Here is an 18193-nt window from a genome sequence, read left to right on the forward strand (position 1 = left end):
TCAGTTCTGTCCGCAGAGTTGGCGCAGGCGCGCGGTGTCCAGGTGCTGCTCGACCAGGTCGGCCAGGCGCTCGATGTCGCGTTCGCGCAGGGCGTGGTAGTCGATCTGCTCGACCTCCTGCAGCCCGGCCCAGCGCAACAGCGCGGCGCAGCAATGCGGCGCCTCGAACAGGCCATGCAGGTAGGTGGCGAGGATCTGCCCGTCGGCGCTGATGGCGCCATCGGCGCGGCCGCCGTCGAGCAACACTGCCGGGCGCTCCAGCGCCGGCCCCTGGGTTACCCCGGCATGAATCTCGTAGCCGCTGATGGCCGCCTGCTCCAGCTGCAGGGTGCCGGCGACATTGCGCAGCTGCTTTTCGGCTTCGAGCACGGTGACAAAATCCAGCAGACCGAGGCCATCGCTGGCCCCCGCTGGGCCTTCCAGGCCCAAGGGGTCTTCCACCCGCTGGCCGAGCATCTGCAGCCCGCCGCAAATGCCCAGGACCTTGCCGCCGTAACGCAGGTGGCGACTGATCGCCTGGTCCCAACCACGCTCACGCAATTGCGCCAGGTCGCCGCGCACGCTCTTGGAGCCAGGCAAAATGATCAGGTCAGCGGGCGGAATCGGCTGACCGGGGCCGATAAACTGCAGATCGACCTGCGGGTGCAGGCGCAGCGGGTCGAAATCGGTGTGGTTGCTGATGCGCGGCAGCACCGGCACGATCACCTTGAGCTGGCGCCCGGCCTTGAGGCCCTGGCGCTGGTCGATACCGTCTTCGGCTTCCAGGTGCAGGTCCAGCACATAGGGCAGCACGCCCAGCACTGGCTTGCCGGTACGTTCTTCAAGCCAGTCCAGACCCGGCTGGAGCAAGGCGATATCGCCACGAAAACGGTTGATGACAAAGCCTTTGACCCGCGCCTGTTCGCTCGTCGAGAGCAACTCCAGGGTACCGACCAGATGCGCAAACACCCCGCCCCGATTGATGTCGGCAATCAGGATCACCGGGCAGTCGACTGCCTCGGCAAAGCCCATGTTGGCAATGTCGCCGGCACGCAGGTTGATTTCAGCCGGCGAGCCGGCGCCTTCGACCATTACCACCGGATAGGCCGCGCTCAGGCGCTGGTGCGAAGCCAGCACGGCCTGCATGGCGATGGCCTTGTAGTCGTGATAGGCCACGGCGTTCATGCTGGTGACCGCGCGGCCATGGACGATCACCTGGGCGCCGGTGTCGCTGTTGGGCTTGAGCAGCACCGGGTTCATGTCGGTGTGGGGCGCCAGGCCCGCGGCCTGCGCCTGCACCGCCTGGGCGCGGCCGATCTCGCCGCCCTCGGCGGTCACAGCACTGTTGAGCGCCATGTTCTGCGGCTTGAACGGCACCACGGCAATACCCTGGCGCAACAGCCAGCGGCACAGCGCGGTCACCAGGGTGCTTTTGCCGGCATCGGAGGTGGTGCCCTGCACCATCAGGGTGGTCATGCTTGTTCCTTGCGGTAATCGCTGAAAGCCTGGGCCAGGCGCTGAAAGTCCGGTTCACTGGCCGGCAGGCCGAAACGCAGGCTCGGCGGCTGGCTGAACAGGCGCAGGAGGATGCCGCGCCGGGCCATGAATTCATGCAGGCGCGGCGCCTGCTCGGTGACCAGGTACTGGAACAGGTCGCAGCTGCCGCTGGGGGCGAAACCTGCCGCACTGAGCACCTCGGCCAGGCGCTGGCTGGCAGCGGCGCAGCGGATGATCTGCTGCTGATGGGCGGCGCCGTCGAGCAGGCAGGCCTGGCCGAGGATCCGCGTCGGGCCGCTGATGGTCCAGGGCCCGAGCTGTTCGGCGAGCAGTTGCAACAACTGGCGCTCGGCCAGAACAAAGCCCAGGCGTACGCCGGCCAAGCCGAAGAACTTGCCGAACGAGCGCAGCACGATCAACCCGCTGCGCTCGGCATGGGCGCCAATGCTGTGTTGCGGGGTGTTGTCCATGAACGCTTCATCAACCAGCAGCCAGCCGCCACGGCGGGCCAGGCGACCATGCCATTCCAGCAGTTGCTCGGCAGCAATCAACTGCCCGGTGGGGTTGTTGGGGTTGACCACCACCAGCACATCGAGGCTGTCGAGGTAATAATCGACCTGGTCCAGCGGCAACTCGCGCACCCGGTGCCCAGCGCGGCGCCAGCCTTCGGCGTGTTCGGCGTAGCACGGCGACAGCACCCCGACCGTGCCGGGGCGACGCAGGCGTGGCAAAGCCTGGATCGCCGCCTGGGAGCCGGCCACTGGCAACAGTTGCTCGACCTGATAGTAATCACGGGCCGCCTGCTCGAGACCGTCTTCGGTTTCGGGCAAGCGCGCCCAGGCCCGCAGCGGAATCTCAGGGATGGAATAAGACCACGGGGCGATGCCGCTGGACAGGTCCAGCCAGTCTTCGCGGGCGATGCCGTATTGCTGCACTGCGCGTTGCAGGCGACCACCGTGTTCAAGCATAGAATTCAGCCCCCAGGCACAACAGCAGCAACCACAACCACACGCCCTGGCAAACCAGGCGCCAACCGCGTTCGATGGCGTCGGCATCGGCCTGCGGGCCTTCGCCCAGTTGCGGGCGCTCGTGCAACTCGCCGTGATACACCGCCGGCCCGCCCAGCTCGACGCCCAGGGCTCCGGCCCCGGCCGCCATCACCGGCCCGGCATTGGGGCTGTCCCACAACGGCGCCTGGCGCCGCCAGCAGCTCAGGGCCAGGCGGGTCTTGCCCAGCAGCGCGTAAGTCAGCGCCACCAAGCGTGCCGGAATATAGTTGAGCACATCGTCGATCTTCGCCGCAGCCCAGCCAAAACGCTCGAAGCGTTCATTACGATAGCCCCACATGGCGTCGAGGGTGTTGCTCAGGCGATAGAGCACCACCCCCGGTACGCCGGCAACGACAAACCAGAACAGCGCGGCGAACACCGCATCGCTGCCGTTCTCCAGCACCGACTCGGTGGCGGCGCGGGCCACGGCGGTTTCGTCCAGCTCGCGGGTTTCGCGGCTGACCAGATAACCGACGCGCTGGCGGGCTTTTTCCAGGTCGCCCTGGCGCAGGGCTTCGGCCACCGGCGTTACGTGCTCGCCAAGGCTGCGCAGGCCGAGGGCGCAGTACAGCGCCAAAACTTCAATCAGCCAGCCAATGTACGGCAGCCAGGACAACAGCATGGCGATGAAGGTCAGCGGCACCACCGCCAGGAACCAGGCGCTGACGCCGTGGCTGCGCCAGCCACGGCCGCCGGCATTCAAGCGCTGTTCCAGGCGCCCGGCCAGGCGCCCGAAGGCTACCAGCGGATGCCGGCGCTTGGGCTCACCCAGCAGCGCATCCAGCGCCACCCCGGCCACTGTCAGCAACGCCACGCTCATCAAGACTCCCCCCACTGGTTTTCAAACAGCATGTCGTGCAGCGGCCGCGCTGTGGTCCAGCCTTCAAGCACCAGCATCGGCGCCGGGTAAAATTCGTGAACCGGACCCAGGCAGAGGATTGCCAACGGCTTGGCACCGGCCGGCATGCCGAGCAGCTCGGCCAGGGCCCGGGGCTCGAACAGCGACACCCAGCCCATGCCCAGACCTTCGGCGCGGGCCGCCAGCCACAAGTTCTGGATCGCACAGGACAACGACGCCAGGTCCATCTCCGGCAAGGTCCGGCGGCCGAAAATGTGCGCTTCGCGCCCATCCATCAGCGCCGCCACCAGCAGCTCGGCGCAGTCGTTGATGCCTTCGACCTTGAGTTTCATGAAGTCATCGGAGCGCTCACCGAGCGCCTGCGCTGTACGCAGGCGCTCCTCTTCCACCAGGGCCTGGATCCGCTGGCGCAGTTCGCGCTGGGTGATACGGATGAAACGCCAGGGCTGCATCAGCCCGACGCTGGGCGCCTGGTGCGCGGCCTCAAGCAGGCGCGCGAGCAACTCGGGGGCGACTTCGCCGCCACTGAAGTGACGCATGTCGCGACGCTCGCCGATGGCGCGGTAGACCGCCGCACGTTCGGCCTCGGTAAAAGCATGTTCAGTCATGGACACAGCAGCGCCGCCGACGCCTGGGGGTTGGAAGCAAAATAGAAATGCACGTAGGAGGCGGTCAAGCGCCCCTGGCGGTACACCGCCTCGGCACCACGACCACCGTTGGGGCTCTGGCCGCGGGCAACCGGCTCAAGCTCGGTATGGGTCAGCGAATGATGATAGGTGTGCCCGCGCAAGGTGCCTTCAGGCAGCTCTACGGCCTGCAGGGCCAAGGCGGCCAGGCGCTTTTGCATCACTGCCTCGCCTGCCAGCAGGCCGAGCAGTTCGGCACGCTCGCCGGCAACATCGGTGAGCGCATCGAGCAGGTAGAGCATGCCGCCGCATTCGGCGAGCAAAGGCTTGCCGGCGTGGTGATGGGCGCGGATAGCCTCGAGCATCGGTGTGTTGGCCGCCAGCGCCTGGTGATGCAATTCGGGGTAACCGCCAGGCAGATACAAGCTGTCGGCTGGCGGCAAGCTTGTGTCATGCAGCGGCGAGAAAAACGCCAGCTGCGCGCCCATGGCCCGCAGCAGGTCGAGGTTGGCGCCATAGGTAAAGGCAAAGGCTTCGTCGCGGGCAACCGCAATGCGCACGCCTTGCAGCAACGGCTCGATGGCAAACTCGGTCGGCGCGGCAAAGCGCACCGCTGGCGGCAACGCCGCATCGCAACTGGCGCCCAGGGCCGCTGCGGCAGCATCCAGCCGCGCATCAAGGTCGTTCAGTTCACTGGCTTGCACCAGCCCCAGGTGACGGCTCGGCAATTCGATGCCGGTTTCTCGCGACAGCCCACCGTACCAGCGCAGCCCCTCGGTCAGGCTGCCTTCAAGCAACTGGGCATGGCGCAGGGTACCGACACGGTTGGCCAACACCCCGGCAAACGGCAGGTCCGGCTGATAGCGCGCCAGGCCCAGGGCCAGGGCGCCGAAGGTCTGGGCCATGGCGGTACCATCGATCACCGCCAGCACCGGCACGCCAAAATGCCGGGCCAGGTCGGCGCTCGATGGCGTGCCGTCGAACAGGCCCATGACCCCTTCGATGAGGATCAGGTCGGCCTCGCCCGCCGCCTCCCACAATAGCCGGCGGCTTTCCTGCTCGCCGACCATCCACAGGTCGAGCTGATACACCGGCGCACCACTGGCGCGCTCGAGGATCATCGGGTCAAGAAAGTCCGGGCCGCACTTGAATACGCGAACCTTGCGCCCCTGGTTGCGATGCAGGCGCGCCAGTGCGGCGGTCACCGTGGTCTTGCCCTGGCCGGAGGCCGGTGCGGCGATCAATACCGCCGGGCAATGGCGCGCATCACTCATAGTTCGACGCCCTTCTGGGCACGGATGCCGGCCTGGAAGGCGTGCTTGATCATGCCCATTTCGGTGACGGTGTCGGCCAGTTCGATCATTTCGTCTTTGGCCGCGCGACCGGTGACGATCACGTGCTGCATCGGCGGGCGAGCATGCAGGTCGCTGAGCACCTGGTCGAGGTCGAGGTAGCCGTGCTTGAGGGCGATGTTCAGTTCATCAAGCACCACGAAGGCGATCGACGGGTCCTGGAGCATCTGCCGCGACACTGCCCAGGCAGCTTCGGCGGCGGCGATGTCGCGCTGGCGGTCCTGGGTTTCCCAGGTAAAGCCCTCGCCCATCACGTGGTAGCGCACCTGCTCGGGAAAGCGCCGGAAGAACAGCTCTTCGCCAGTGCTGTTGCGGCCCTTGATGAACTGCACCACGCCGCACTGCATGCCGTGGCCCATGGCCCGGGCGAGCATGCCGAAGGCCGAACTGCTCTTGCCCTTGCCGTTGCCGGTAAGTACCAGCAGCAAGCCGCATTCGTTGGGCGAGTTGGCGATGCGCTCGTCGATCACGGCCTTTTTGCGCTGCATGCGCGCCAGGTGGCGTTCGTCGCGCTCGGTGGATTCAGTCATGAGGTTCTCCGCAAACCACTGTCGGCCGATCTCACCGAACGCAGCAGCCGACGGCTGCTCAGCGTATCGAAGGAACGGGCGTGACAGATGAATGGATATGGCAGACGGAAAACGCGCAGGGCTGCGGCACAGGCCGGAGGAACCGCGCATCACCCTCCGTGATGCCGTTGGCTGTTACAGGCCGGTCTCCGGGCTTGTGAGCGGGGCCATCGACACCCGGGGCTGCGCGCCTTCCCGGGCATGAATGCCCAGTGGCCCTGCACAGCCTTGACTCACCTACCGTTGCGGGGGCAGCGCCGGATTCGCGCGTTTTACGCGCCCACCGGCTTCCCTGTTTCACCCTGCCAGGCCATCGCCTGCAGAGCACCTGAAACAAGTCGCGAAGGTTAGAGGGTTGCACCCGGAGCGTCAATGAAAGGCGCTGCACTGGCCTGGATCAATGGCGCCTTTGTCATCTTGTGCAACACTGACTTCAGTGATATCAAATAGCCATACCTCGGCTGTACTCGATCACAACTATAAGGGAGAGCAGCATGCAAGGCCTGATCATCAATAATGCGCGCCTGGAGTTCCTGCGCCCGGCCCTGGAACGCTGGGTCGATTGCATCGACCGCTTCAACCAGACCCTCGGTGACGGTGAGGCGCCCTATTGGCACGGCGCCCAGGCCAACCTCGGGCTGCTCTCGGCCGCCGCCTGGCAGGCCGAGCTGGTGACCCTGCAGCAGCACCAGAGCAAGAAGCAGCGCGATGACGGCGATCGCGAAGGCCGCTGCGACCTGTACATCGCCAACCGCGAAGAGGCCGCCTACCTGCAGGCCAGCCAGCGCTGGCCACGCATCGCCAAGCTCGACCTGAATAACGCCCTGGGCGAAACTGTCCAGGCTGCTCGGCAAATTGCCGCGCCCAGCCAGCTTAAAGTCGCTGCGCTGTTCGCCAGCCCCTGGAAAGCCGGCCAGCACGCCAGCCCCGAAGAGCTGCAGGACCTGGTCGACGACCTGCAAAAGCATAACGCCTGCGCCATCGCCTGGTACTTTCCCTACGCCTACCGCAAGCTGCACAACGAAGCCGGCCAGTATCACCCCGGCATCGCCCTGTTGCTCAAGCAGGCCTGACCCGGGGAACCTCCCACCCCTGGCGTGCCTCTACTGGCAATAGCGGCCATCATTGCGAGGGAAACGACATGGGTATCAAGCCGATTGCACTGCTGCTGGCAGTGACTGCGGGGTTAAGCGGCTGCGGCGAGAACGCCCGCCTTGAGGTCAGCGACGGGGTCGGCCCGTCGCCGCAATTGCCCGAACCGAACAAGACCCTGATCCCCACCGTCAACATCGCCCCCGCCATTGGCTGGCCCCAGGGCATGACGCCCAAGGCCGCGCCCGGCACCCAGGTGGCGGCCTTCGCCGCAGGCCTGGACCACCCGCGCTGGCTCTATGCCCTGCCCAACGGCGACATCCTGGTGGCCGAAACCAATGCCCCGCCCAAACCCGATGACGGCAAGGGTATTCGCGGTTGGGTGATGGGCAAGGTCATGGACCGCGCCGGCGCCGGCGTGCCCAGCGCCAACCGCATCAGCCTGCTGCGCGACAGCGACCACGACGGCGTGGCGGAAACCCGCACGACGTTTATCGAGAACCTCAATTCACCGTTCGGCATGGCCCTGGTCGGCAATGACTTCTACGTCGCCGACACCGATCGCCTGCTGCGCTTTCACTATGAACCCGGCGCGACTTCGATCAAGGGCCCGGGTACAGCCGTGGCCGAACTACCGGGCGGCACGCTGAACCATCACTGGACCAAGAACGTGATCGCCAGCCGTGACGGCAAGAAGCTCTACGTCACCGTCGGCTCCAATAGCAATGTCGGCGAGAACGGCATGGACCAGGAAAAAGGCCGCGCGGCGATCTGGGAAATCGACCCGGCCAGCGGCCAGACGCGGATCTTCGCCTCAGGCCTGCGCAACCCCAACGGCCTGGCCTGGGAGCCGCACACCGGACAGCTGTGGACCGCAGTCAACGAGCGTGACGAGATCGGCAGCGACCTGGTGCCCGACTACATTACCTCGGTCAAGGATGGCGGCTTCTATGGCTGGCCCTACAGCTATTACGGCCAGCACATCGATCAGCGGGTCAACCCGTCTGATCCGAACCTGGTGGCCAGCGCCATTGCCCCGGACTATGCGGTGGGGCCGCACACGGCGTCGCTGGGCCTGACCTTCGCCGAAGCAGGGGTGCTGCCGGCACCGTTCGAGCAAGGCGCGTTCATTGGCCAGCATGGCTCGTGGAACCGCAAGCCGCACAGTGGCTACAAGGTGATCTTCGTACCCTTCAGCACTGCCGGCAAACCTGCGGGCAAGCCGATCGACGTGCTCAGCGGGTTTCTCAATGATGAAGGCAAGGCCATGGGCCGGCCGGTCGGGGTGATCAACGATCAGCGCGGCGGGCTGCTGGTAGCCGATGATGTCGGGAACACGATCTGGCGGGTGAGCAAGGCCCGGTAAGCCGGGGGAGCTTAGCGTTTGCGGCAGAGGGTCAGGCCATCGCCAATCGGCAACATCGACAGGTCCACCCGTGGGTCGTCCTTGAGCGTGCGGTTCAAGGCCTGAATGGCGCGGGTATCTTCGCTGTCCGGCTTTTGCTCAAGCACCCGCCCGCTCCACAAGGTGTTGTCGAACAGTACCAGCCCGCCCACTCGCAGCAGTCGCAGGGCCTCTTCCAGATAGTGCGGGTAGTTGGCCTTGTCGGCATCGATGAAGATCAGGTCGTAGCGCGCTGATGGCAGTGTCGCCAGGGTCTGCAACGCCGGCGCCAGGCGTAGCTCGATGCGCTCGGCGACTCCAGCCTCCTGCCAGTAGCGCCAGGCCACGGCGTTGTAGCTGCCTTCAAGGTCGCAACAGAGCAACTGCCCGTGCGCCATGGCCTGAGCCATGCACAAAGCGCTGTAGCCGGTGAAAGTACCCACCTCGATCACCCGCTCGGCACCGATCAGGCGCACCAGCAGCGCCAGCAACTGGCCTTGCTCCGGTGCCACCTGCCAGCGTGCTTCGGCCAGGGCCTGGGTTTCTTCACGCAAACGGGCGAGCAACGGCGTCTCGCGCAGCGACACGCTTTGCAGGTAGTGGTAGAGGGGGTCGTCGAGGTAGAGCGTCTGGGCGGTCATCGTCTACCTCGCACAGGTCAGGGGTTGCGCGCCAGGTGCGCTGGCTGCAGCACCCGCTTGGCGTTCAGGTAGGTCTTTTGCCAATAGCTGTTGGACAGGTAGTCCAGGCGCACCGTTCCGCCGGTGGCCGGGGCATGGACGAAGCGCCCTTCGCCGACATAGATACCGGCATGGCTGACCTGCGAGCCACCATTGGTGGCAAAGAACACCAGGTCGCCGGACTGCAGGTCGTTGCGCTCGATGCTCGGTGCGCGGATGCCGATCATCTCCCGGGTCGAACGGGGCAACGAGATGCCCGCAGCATCACGATAGACGTAGCCAATCAGGCCGCTGCAGTCGAAACCCGAATCCGGGGTGTTGCCGCCCCAACGGTACGGCGTGCCGACCAGGCCGAGGGCGCGGAACAGCACGTCTTCGGCAACCGGGGAGAAATACACTTGCGGGGCCATGACTGCCGGCTCGACCACTTTACGCGGGGCCGGGGCATGACTTGAGCAGGCACCGAGCAGTGCTGCGAGGGAAAGTAGAGCGAAGCGCGCCATCATCGCCATGGTCAGAACATCCTGTCTGAAGCCGCTTCGGCCAAGAGCCGAAAAGAGTTGAGAATTTAGATTAGACGCTTTCTGTAAACACGCACGGCGACGAGCTTTTCAGCTACGTCGCCGTGGTCAAACCTGTCGAAGGATCAGTTGCGCGAGAGCGTGGTCGCGGCCGGAGCCATGGCCAGTGCACGCTTGGCTTCGATGAAGGTCTTGCTCCAGTAGCGATCACCGAGCTTGTCGATGCGCACGCCACCGCTGCGGCGGCTGCTGGAGTGGATGAACTGATCGTCGCCGAGGTAGATACCGGCGTGGCTGACGCGGCCGCGACCATTGGTGCTGAAGAACAGCAGGTCGCCTGGCTTGAGGTTGTTGCGAGCAACCAGCGGGGCCTTGACGTTGATCATTTCGCGGGTAGAGCGCGGCAGGTTGAGGCCGGCTTCTTCGCGGAACAGGTAGCCGATGAAGCCGCTGCAATCAAAGCCGGTGTTCTCGGAGGTACCACCGAAACGGTAGCGGGTACCGATCAGCGACATGCCGCGCTCGAGAATGTTGTCGGCCAGGGCTGGCAGCTGGTAAGGCTTGCTGCTGGAGAAATCTTGCAGCTCTTCTTCGGTGGCCAGCTCTTCCTCGAACGTCGCCTGGACGGAGGACTTGGTCGAAACCTGAGCGGAAACCGGTTGCTGCTGAACCTGCTGCTGCGATACGGGACCGGTGGTCGCGCAGCCAAAAAGCAGGGTCACGAGTGCGAGGGGCACGAGGGGTGCGAAGCGATTTAGCATGGGCACGACCGTGTCTGGAATTTAAAGAAGTCGAGACTATGCCTTCTATCGCATCGATTTGCAAATTCAATCGAAAAAAATGTGACTTTTATGTGCCGAGGCTCTAGCCCCTGCCTTACCAGCCCAAAGTTTCTTTCAAGAACGGGATGGTGAGCTTGCGTTGAGCCTGCAAAGAGGCCTGGTCGAGGCGCTCAAGCAGGTCGAACAGTGCGCTCATGCTACGGGTGCCACGGGTGAGGATGAAGTGCCCGACCTCGTCGGTCAGGTGCAGGCCGCGGCGCGAAGCACGCAATTGCAGGGCGCGCAGCTTGTCTTCGTCCGACAGCGCACGCATCTGGAAGATCAGCGCCAGGGTCAGGCGCGACTTGAGGTCGGCGAGCTTGATCGGCAGTTCGCGGGGCGAGCTGGAGGCAGCCAGCAACAGGCGCCGACCACTGTCGCGCAGGCGATTGAAGAGGTGGAACATGGCCTCTTCCCACTCCGGCTTGCCGGCAATGACATGCAGGTCGTCGAGGCAGACCAGTTCATACTGTTCGAGGTTGTCGAGCAATTCGACGCCGCGATCGAGCAATTGCGCCAGGGGCAGGTACACCGCCGGTTCACCCAGTTGCTCGAAGCGCAGGCAGGCGGCCTGCAGCAGGTGGGTGCGGCCCACGCCCTGTTTGCCCCACAGGTAGATCAGGCTTTCGGTCCAGCCGGCGTCGGCTTCGCAGAGTCGCTCGACGTAGCCCAAAGCGGCGGCGTTGGCACCCGGATAGTAGTTGATGAAGGTGGCGTCATCACGCAGACGCACACCCAGGGGCAACTGGATCGGTTTCATGCTGGCTGGGCAGTTCCGGGGAACCGCAAGGGGCCTTTTGTGAAAAGTCTGCAAAGTTTATACCCGTGGAGCCCCTCGCACAATCGGCGCAGACCACAAGTAAAATCAAAGGCTTGCATTAGCGGGTAAAGGCCAATGCAAGCCAGGTGCTATCAAGCTAGAGATCCGGGTCGATTTCACCCGCGTAGATATCCGACTCTTTATACAGGTCATGCACATGGCGCAGCAGCACCATGATCACCGCCGCCACCGGCAAGGCCAGCAACACCCCGGTAAAACCGAACATCTCGCCACCGGCCAGGATCGCGAAGATCACCGCCACCGGGTGCAGGCCAATGCGATCGCCCACCAGCAGCGGTGTCAGCACCATGCCTTCGAGCGCCTGGCCGACCATGAATACGGCTGCGATGCCAAGCAAAGGATAAGGGTCGCCGCCAAACTGGAACAGCCCGGCAATCATCGCCGCGCCGATACCAATAATGAAGCCCATGTACGGCACGATCGCCGCCAGACCCGCCAGCAGGCCGATCAGCAAGCCCAGCTCCAGGCCCACCAGCATCAGCCCCGAGGCATAGATGATACCCAGGGCCAGCATCACCAGCAGCTGGCCACGGACGAAGGCGCCCAGCACTTCGTGACACTCACCGGCCAGGGCCACCACTCGTTCCTCGCGCTGGCGCGGCAGCAGGCTGCGGATCTTGGCCATCATCAGGTCCCAGTCGCGCAGCAGGTAGAAGCTCACCACCGGGATCAGCACCAGGTTGGCCAGCCAGCCAATCAGGGCCAGGCCCGAAGCAGTGGCCTGGGACAGGATGACCCCGACGATGTCGGTGGTCTGGCCCATGTGCTCGCTGATGGCGGCCTTGATCTTGTCGAACTTCCAGAAGCCGTCGGCCAGGCCCAGGCGCGTCTGCACCCAGGGCAGGGCCTGGTGCTGCAGCCAGTCGAGCATCTGCGGCGCCAGCTCATACAGGCGCACCAGCTGTTTGGCCAGCATCGGCACCAATACCAGCAGCAACAAGGTCAGCAGCAGGGTGAACAGGGCAAACACCACCACCACACCCCAGGTGCGCGACAGGCCGGCGCGCTCCAGACGGTCGACCAGCGGATCGGCCAGGTAGGCCAGCAAAATGCCGACCAGAAACGGCGAAAGAATCGGGTGCAGCCAATACAGCAAGGCCGCGCACAGCAGCGCCCCACCTACCCATACCCAGCGACGTGTATCAGTCATGAACGGCTCCCGGCCAGGTCAGGGTTTACCAACGAAAACGCAGCCCGTTGAAAGGTTGCGGGGCGGCGGCCTGGGTTGCCCCGGGGTTGGCCGGATCGACGGCTGCAGGTGCCGCGGGCGCATCGGCCGGCAGCTCCTGCAACTTGGCCAGGCCCAGTTGCGCGCGCAACTGATCGCTGTTGCCGGTGACCTGATAGGTCAGGGTATCGCCCTGCACCACCTTGAGCCGCGCGCCGTAAGGCTCGAGCACCCGGCCCAGTTCGGCATAACGTTCCAGGGTCATGCCCTGGACCTGCACCTGCATTTCGCTGCTGGCCCCTGGACGGGCGACGAAGCGCGGCGCCAGGCGGTTGCTGACGGCGAGCATCACGGCATCGGCCAGGGCCGCCTGATCAGCGCCCTCGGCAGTGCCCTGCTCGCGCTGCTCGCCCAGCCACAGGCGCCACTTACCCTGCCATTTGCCATCGGCTTCGCTGGCGTGCACCGCCAGCAAGGCATCGGCGCCGTAGCGCTCGGAAGCCTCGCGCAGCGGCGCCGGGTCGGTGCCTTCAAGATTCTTGCCGGTTGCCACCAGTTGCTCCTGCAGATCGGCCAGCGGCAAGCGCAGCGGCAGGCCGCGGTGCTGGGCGGCGCGACGCAGCGGTTCGGCGCTGCCCTGGCCGTCACCAACCAGGTTCGAACCTTCGACGCTGTCGTTCAACCACCAGCCGAGGATCGCTGGCCGGTTATTGCCCCACAGGGCCAGGCCCGCCTGACGCAAGGCGCGCTCGGTGCTGCCCGGGTCGAAGTCGACCAGCACGGTTTCCGGCGGGCCGGCCTCGAAGCCGAACTGGCTGATGATTTGTTGCGGGTCTTTGCGCAGCGCAGCCAGGCCCGGGCTTTGCACAGCCTTGGCGTCGCCGGTCAGGCGCAACACCAGGGTTTCGAGGGCTTTTTCGGTGGCCTGGGTACGGGCTTCGGCGCCCTGGCCGGTGACCGGTTCGCGGACCTGATAAAGGCCGGAGAGGGTTTCGGCCTGAGCCGAGAGGCCGAACAGGGCCAGACAGCCGGCGGCCAGGTAATTACGCAAACGCATGGAGGATTCCTGTCCAGGTAATAAAGAAGCGTGGGCGACAAAAACGGACGCAGCTCAGACCGCAGCACCCGGTAAAACATTCAACCGCTGGCGGCAAATTGCGCCCATCGCCTTTGCTATACCTTATACAGCCTGCGCCGTGGCAACCAGTCGCGCACTGTTAAAGCGTATTTTTCGCAACATTTAAGGCCCTGCCCGTCGGCCTGAGGATGGCCGCTACCGGGCAACCCTGATAAAATCGCGCGCCTTCGCAGACCGGCGACGGTCAGGCAGCCGGATTCCCTCCGCCTTGCCTGGCAGGTCACGGTCGATTCCCCTGAATCCCTCCCCCCTAAAGGCCTGGATCATGAGCAAGCAACCCTCCCTGAGCTACAAGGACGCCGGTGTAGACATCGACGCCGGTGAAGCATTGGTCGAACGCATCAAAGGCGTTGCCAAGCGCACGGCGCGCCCGGAAGTCATGGGCGGCCTGGGCGGTTTTGGCGCCCTCTGCGAGATCCCGGCCGGCTACAAGCAGCCGGTTCTGGTCTCCGGCACCGACGGCGTCGGCACCAAGCTGCGCCTGGCACTGAACCTGAACAAGCACGACAGCATCGGCCAGGACCTGGTCGCCATGTGCGTCAACGACCTGGTGGTCTGCGGTGCCGAGCCGCTGTTCTTCCTCGACTACTACGCCACCGGCAAACTCAATGTCGACGTTGCCGCTACCGTGGTCACCGGTATCGGCGCTGGCTGCGAACTGGCTGGTTGCTCCCTGGTCGGCGGTGAAACCGCTGAAATGCCAGGCATGTACGAAGGCGAAGACTACGACCTGGCCGGCTTCTGCGTTGGCGTGGTAGAAAAAGCCGAAATCATCGACGGCTCCAAGGTTGCCACTGGCGACGCGCTGATCGCCCTGCCATCGTCCGGCCCGCACTCCAACGGCTACTCGCTGATCCGCAAGATCATCGAAGTTTCCGGTGCCGACATCGAAACCGTCCAGCTCGACGGCAAGCCGCTGACCGAACTGCTGATGGCCCCGACGCGCATCTACGTAAAGCCGCTGCTCAAGCTGATCAAGGACACCGGCGCGGTCAAGGCCATGGCCCACATCACCGGTGGCGGCCTGCTCGACAACATCCCGCGCGTCCTGCCAAAAGGCGCCCAGGCTGTGGTTGACGTGGCCAGCTGGAATCGCCCGGTGGTGTTCGACTGGCTGCAACAGCAAGGCAACGTCGACGAGCACGAAATGCACCGCGTATTGAACTGCGGCGTCGGCATGGTCATCTGCGTCGCCCAGGACCAGGTCGACATCGCCCTGAAGGTCCTGCGTGAAGCCGGCGAGCAGCCATGGGTCATCGGCCAGATCGGCATCGCCGCCGAAGGCGCTGCCCAGGTTGAGCTGAAGAACGTCAAGGCACACTGATGCCGAGCAAGACCTGTGATGTCGTGGTGCTGTTGTCCGGCACCGGCAGCAACCTGCAAGCATTGATCGACAGCACCCGCACCGGCGACAGCCCGGTGCGGATCTGCGCGGTCATCTCCAACCGCGCCGACGCCTATGGCCTGCAGCGCGCCAAAGACGCCGGTATCGCCACCGCCGTGCTCGACCACAAGGCCTTCGACGGCCGCGAGGCATTCGACGCGGCACTGGTCGAACTGATCGATGGCTACCGCCCGCAACTGGTGGTGCTGGCCGGTTTCATGCGCATCCTCAGTGCCGGCTTTGTCCGTCACTACCAGGGCCGCCTGCTGAACATTCACCCTTCCCTACTGCCCAAGTACAAGGGCCTGCACACTCATCAACGAGCGCTGGAAGCCGGCGATGCCGAGCATGGCTGCAGCGTGCACTTCGTCACCGAGGAACTCGATGGCGGACCGCTGGTCGTACAGGCAGTGATACCGGTAGAGTTGGATGACACGCCAGAACGTCTGGCACAGCGGGTTCACAGCCAGGAACACCTGATCTATCCGCTGGCGGTGCGCTGGTTTGCCGAGGGCCGTTTGCGCCTGGGCGAGCACGGTGCTCTACTGGATGGCCAGCCTCTGGCGGCCAGCGGCCACTTGATTCGACCCTAGGAGAAATTATGCGTCGTGCCCTGCTCTTCGCTCTCGCCGTGCTCGCGCTGCCGTTGCAGGCAGCCGATCTGAAGCCATTCTCGGCCAGCTACACCGCCGACTGGAAGCAACTGCCCATGAGTGGCACTGCCGAGCGCAGCCTGGAAAAGAACGCCAACGGTACCTGGAACCTCAATTTCAAGGCGTCGATGATGATTGCCAGCCTGATTGAGCAAAGTACCCTGAAGCTGGACAAGGACACCCTGCTGCCCCAGACCTACCACTTCGAACGTGGCGGCCTGGGCAAGGCCAAGAAGGTCGATCTGGATTTCGACTGGAGCAGCAAGAAGATCACCGGCACCGACCGCGGCGATGCGATCAACCTGCCGCTCAACCGCGGTGTGCTCGACAAGTCCACCTATCAACTGGCCCTGCAGCATGACGTGGCAGCCGGCAAGAAGAGCGTGAGCTACCAGGTGGTCGATGGCGACGAGATCGACACCTACGACTTCCGCGTCCTGGGCAGCGAGAAAGTCACCACCAAGACCGGCCAGGTCGATGCCATCAAGGTCGAGCGCGTGCGCGACCCGAGCCAGAGCAAGCGCATCACCGAGCTGTGGTTCGCCAAGGACTGGGATTACCTGCTGGTGCAACTGCGCCAGGTCGAGACCGACGGCAAGGAGTACGTGATCGTCCTGCAGGACGGCACGGTCGACGGCAAGACAGTCAAGGGCAACTGATTGCCTGACTGCTGGTAACACCCGAAACCCCGCCAAGTGCGGGGTTTTTTTTACACCCTTGGTAGGAGCGGGCTTACCCCGCGATCGCAGGCTACCAGTCACATCGCATCGCGGGGCAAGCCCGCCCCCACAGGGACATGAAAGATGTTTCATGCGCCGTTTATTTACTTAGCCTGCTAACAAATTCTATAAAAGAGACCTGCGACACGGTGCCGCAGTTAACTGAAAGTGGAGTTTGCAGATGACTGTCAAAGTAACTGAGCGCGACGAAAGCAAAATGTCTCACGAAGGCCTGGCTGCAGGCGTGCGCATCTGGGATGTGCATCAGCAGGGTGAGCTGGTCGGCATGTTCCACAACGAGCATGAGGCCCACAGCTACCGCATCGAGCTGGAATACCTCGAGAACAGACGGCAACAGCAATAACCCCCTCCAGAAAAAACAAACCCCGCCGAAGCGGGGTTTGTCGTCTTTACCACATCAGATCGTCAGGGATCACGTAGGCCGCGTACGGATCGTCGGCATCCGGCTCTTCAACCTGGGTGTTGAGCAGGACAATGCGCTGCGGGTCGCGCTCCTGGATTTTCAGCGCCGCTTCACGGGGGATCACTTCGTAACCACCGCCATGGGCCACGATGGCCAGCGAACCGCTGCTCAGCTTGCTGCGCATCAGGGCGTTGACCGACAGACGCTTGACCTTCTTGTCGTCGACGAAGTTGTAGTAGTCCTCGGTGGTCAGCTTGGGCAGGCGCGAGACTTCGATCAATTGCTTGACCTGGGCGGCGCGGGCCTTCTGCTCGGCCTTCTCCTGCTGCTGGCGGTTGAGCTCCTGGTCGCGCTTGGCTTTTTCCGCCATGGCTTCCTTGGCCAGCCGCTGCTGGGTATCGTCGACCTCGACCTGGCCTTTGTGCTCCAGGCGCTTTTGTTTCTTCTGATCTTTACTGACCTGCTTGACCTGTTTCTGGTTGACCAGACCGGCCTTGAGCAATTGGTCGCGAAGGGAAAGGCTCATCGTTCACTCACTTATGCAACAGCTCAGCCGCAGCTGGGCAGGTTCTTTTCCTGACGTTTGGCTTCGCCCCAGAGCGCATCCATGTCTTCGAGGGTGCAATCTTCAATCGGACGGCCTATGTCGCGCAATGCCTGTTCGATAAAACGGAAACGTCGCTCAAACTTTTTGTTCGCCCCGCGCAGGGCGTTTTCCGGGTCGACCTTCAGGTGCCGGGCCAGGTTGACCGCCGCGAACAGCAAATCGCCAAGCTCGTCGGCCAGGGCCACGCTGTCGTCGTCGGCCATGGCCTGCAGCACTTCGTCGAGTTCTTCGCGAACCTTGTCGAGCACCGGCAAGGCGTGTGGCCAGTCGAAACCGACCTGGGCGGCACGCTTTTGCAGTTTGGCCGCCCGCGACAAGGCCGGCAACGCGGCCGGCACGTCGTCGAGCAACGACAACTGCTCGGGCTCGCCCTTCTCGGCGCGCTCCTGGGCCTTGATCTGTTCCCAGCGCTGCTTGACCTGGGCTTCGTCGAGCTTGGGTGTGTCGAGGGCAGCGTAGAGTTCACCGCTTGGGAATACGTGCGGATGGCGGCGGATCAGCTTGCGGGTGATGCTGTCGACCACGCCATCGAACTCGAAACGGCCTTCTTCGCGTGCCAGCTGGCTGTAGTAGACCACCTGGAACAGCAGGTCACCGAGTTCGCCCTGCAAGTGCTCGAAGTCGCTGCGCTCGATGGCGTCGGCCACTTCGTAGGCTTCTTCGAGGGTGTAGGGGACGATGGTCGCGTAGGTCTGCTTGAGGTCCCACGGGCAGCCATGCTGCGGGTCGCGCAGGCGGGCCATGAGGTGGAGCAGGTCGTCTAGGGTATACATCTTGGGTTCCTTATCGCGGGTCAAGCCCGCTCCCACAGAGGATGCCTGCAGGAGCGG

At 64.3% G+C, this 18193-nt stretch carries 20 protein-coding genes and 1 riboswitch; of the genes, 6 read left to right on the plus strand and 14 right to left on the minus strand.

Annotated features, from left to right (window positions below):
• Genes ACZ9A3_RS17110 through cobO form a run of 6 tightly spaced genes read right to left on the minus strand, consistent with a single transcriptional unit; the run spans nt 1 to nt 5892 of the window.
• A complete protein-coding gene (locus ACZ9A3_RS17110) occupies nt 1-1455 on the minus strand; it encodes a cobyric acid synthase (RefSeq protein ID WP_045195538.1) in 1455 nt (484 codons plus the stop codon).
• Nucleotides 1452-2444, minus strand: a complete 993-nt coding sequence (gene cobD, locus ACZ9A3_RS17115; protein WP_093380313.1) for a threonine-phosphate decarboxylase CobD — start codon at nt 2442-2444, stop codon at nt 1452-1454. Before cobD ends, ACZ9A3_RS17110 begins: the two co-directional genes overlap by 4 nt.
• Nucleotides 2437-3345, minus strand: coding sequence for an adenosylcobinamide-phosphate synthase CbiB (gene cbiB, locus ACZ9A3_RS17120; protein WP_045195541.1), 909 nt, complete (start codon nt 3343-3345; stop codon nt 2437-2439). Before cbiB ends, cobD begins: the two co-directional genes overlap by 8 nt.
• Nucleotides 3345-3998 carry a 5,6-dimethylbenzimidazole synthase gene (bluB, locus tag ACZ9A3_RS17125; protein ID WP_176794226.1) on the minus strand — a complete coding sequence of 218 codons (654 nt, stop codon included), beginning with the start codon at nt 3996-3998 and terminating at the stop codon, nt 3345-3347. Before bluB ends, cbiB begins: the two co-directional genes overlap by 1 nt.
• Entirely contained in the window at nt 3989-5284 is a 1296-nt protein-coding gene (locus ACZ9A3_RS17130) for a cobyrinate a,c-diamide synthase (RefSeq protein WP_045195546.1), read from the minus strand. Before ACZ9A3_RS17130 ends, bluB begins: the two co-directional genes overlap by 10 nt.
• Nucleotides 5281-5892, minus strand: a complete 612-nt coding sequence (cobO, locus tag ACZ9A3_RS17135) for a cob(I)yrinic acid a,c-diamide adenosyltransferase (RefSeq protein WP_476252938.1) — start codon at nt 5890-5892, stop codon at nt 5281-5283. Before cobO ends, ACZ9A3_RS17130 begins: the two co-directional genes overlap by 4 nt.
• Before the next feature lie 162 nt (nt 5893-6054).
• Nucleotides 6055-6278: riboswitch (cobalamin riboswitch) on the minus strand.
• A 147-nt stretch (nt 6279-6425) separates the two neighbouring features.
• On the opposite strand from cobO, the gene ACZ9A3_RS17140 reads away from it, so the two are divergent.
• Nucleotides 6426-7004, plus strand: coding sequence for a hypothetical protein (locus ACZ9A3_RS17140; RefSeq protein ID WP_045195550.1), 579 nt, complete (start codon nt 6426-6428; stop codon nt 7002-7004).
• A 68-nt stretch (nt 7005-7072) separates the two neighbouring features.
• Entirely contained in the window at nt 7073-8389 is a 1317-nt protein-coding gene (locus ACZ9A3_RS17145; protein ID WP_476252939.1) for a PQQ-dependent sugar dehydrogenase, read from the plus strand.
• A gap of 11 nt (nt 8390-8400) precedes the next feature.
• Here ACZ9A3_RS17145 and ACZ9A3_RS17150 read toward each other — a convergent pair whose 3' ends face one another.
• From ACZ9A3_RS17150 to ACZ9A3_RS17175, 6 genes are all read right to left on the minus strand, one after another.
• Nucleotides 8401-9048, minus strand: a complete 648-nt coding sequence (locus tag ACZ9A3_RS17150; protein WP_476252940.1) for an O-methyltransferase — start codon at nt 9046-9048, stop codon at nt 8401-8403.
• Between the two features lie 17 nt (nt 9049-9065).
• On the minus strand, nt 9066-9599 hold the full coding sequence (locus ACZ9A3_RS17155; RefSeq protein ID WP_093380304.1) for a C40 family peptidase: 534 nt from the start codon (nt 9597-9599) through the stop codon (nt 9066-9068).
• 134 nt (nt 9600-9733) lie between these two features.
• Nucleotides 9734-10369, minus strand: coding sequence for a C40 family peptidase (locus tag ACZ9A3_RS17160; protein ID WP_045195558.1), 636 nt, complete (start codon nt 10367-10369; stop codon nt 9734-9736).
• A gap of 115 nt (nt 10370-10484) precedes the next feature.
• Nucleotides 10485-11189: a DnaA regulatory inactivator Hda gene (gene hda, locus ACZ9A3_RS17165; protein WP_010220358.1), complete on the minus strand. Its 705-nt coding sequence runs from the start codon at nt 11187-11189 to the stop codon at nt 10485-10487.
• A gap of 157 nt (nt 11190-11346) precedes the next feature.
• On the minus strand, nt 11347-12420 hold the full coding sequence (locus ACZ9A3_RS17170) for an AI-2E family transporter (RefSeq protein WP_045195560.1): 1074 nt from the start codon (nt 12418-12420) through the stop codon (nt 11347-11349).
• 25 nt (nt 12421-12445) lie between these two features.
• Complete coding sequence (locus ACZ9A3_RS17175) at nt 12446-13495, minus strand: DUF2066 domain-containing protein (protein WP_093380302.1); 1050 nt, start codon at nt 13493-13495, stop codon at nt 12446-12448.
• Between the two features lie 346 nt (nt 13496-13841).
• Here ACZ9A3_RS17175 and purM point away from each other — a divergent pair, with 346 nt between their 5' ends.
• The 4 genes from purM (at nt 13842) to ACZ9A3_RS17195 (ending at nt 16696) form a co-directional block, all read left to right on the plus strand.
• Nucleotides 13842-14900, plus strand: a complete 1059-nt coding sequence (gene purM / locus ACZ9A3_RS17180; RefSeq protein ID WP_093380300.1) for a phosphoribosylformylglycinamidine cyclo-ligase — start codon at nt 13842-13844, stop codon at nt 14898-14900.
• Nucleotides 14900-15553, plus strand: a complete 654-nt coding sequence (gene purN, locus ACZ9A3_RS17185) for a phosphoribosylglycinamide formyltransferase (protein ID WP_093380297.1) — start codon at nt 14900-14902, stop codon at nt 15551-15553. Before purM ends, purN begins: the two co-directional genes overlap by 1 nt.
• Nucleotides 15554-15561: 8 nt before the next feature.
• Nucleotides 15562-16272: a DUF3108 domain-containing protein gene (locus ACZ9A3_RS17190; protein WP_045195566.1), complete on the plus strand. Its 711-nt coding sequence runs from the start codon at nt 15562-15564 to the stop codon at nt 16270-16272.
• A 241-nt stretch (nt 16273-16513) separates the two neighbouring features.
• Nucleotides 16514-16696, plus strand: coding sequence for a hypothetical protein (locus ACZ9A3_RS17195; RefSeq protein WP_038993913.1), 183 nt, complete (start codon nt 16514-16516; stop codon nt 16694-16696).
• A 46-nt stretch (nt 16697-16742) separates the two neighbouring features.
• Here ACZ9A3_RS17195 and ACZ9A3_RS17200 read toward each other — a convergent pair whose 3' ends face one another.
• Nucleotides 16743-17282 carry a DUF2058 domain-containing protein gene (locus ACZ9A3_RS17200; protein ID WP_045195569.1) on the minus strand — a complete coding sequence of 180 codons (540 nt, stop codon included), beginning with the start codon at nt 17280-17282 and terminating at the stop codon, nt 16743-16745.
• 23 nt (nt 17283-17305) lie between these two features.
• Nucleotides 17306-18136, minus strand: a complete 831-nt coding sequence (mazG, locus tag ACZ9A3_RS17205) for a nucleoside triphosphate pyrophosphohydrolase (RefSeq protein ID WP_093380294.1) — start codon at nt 18134-18136, stop codon at nt 17306-17308.
• Nucleotides 18137-18193 lie beyond the last annotated feature (57 nt).

The organism is Pseudomonas sp. TE4620 (assembly GCF_056279045.1).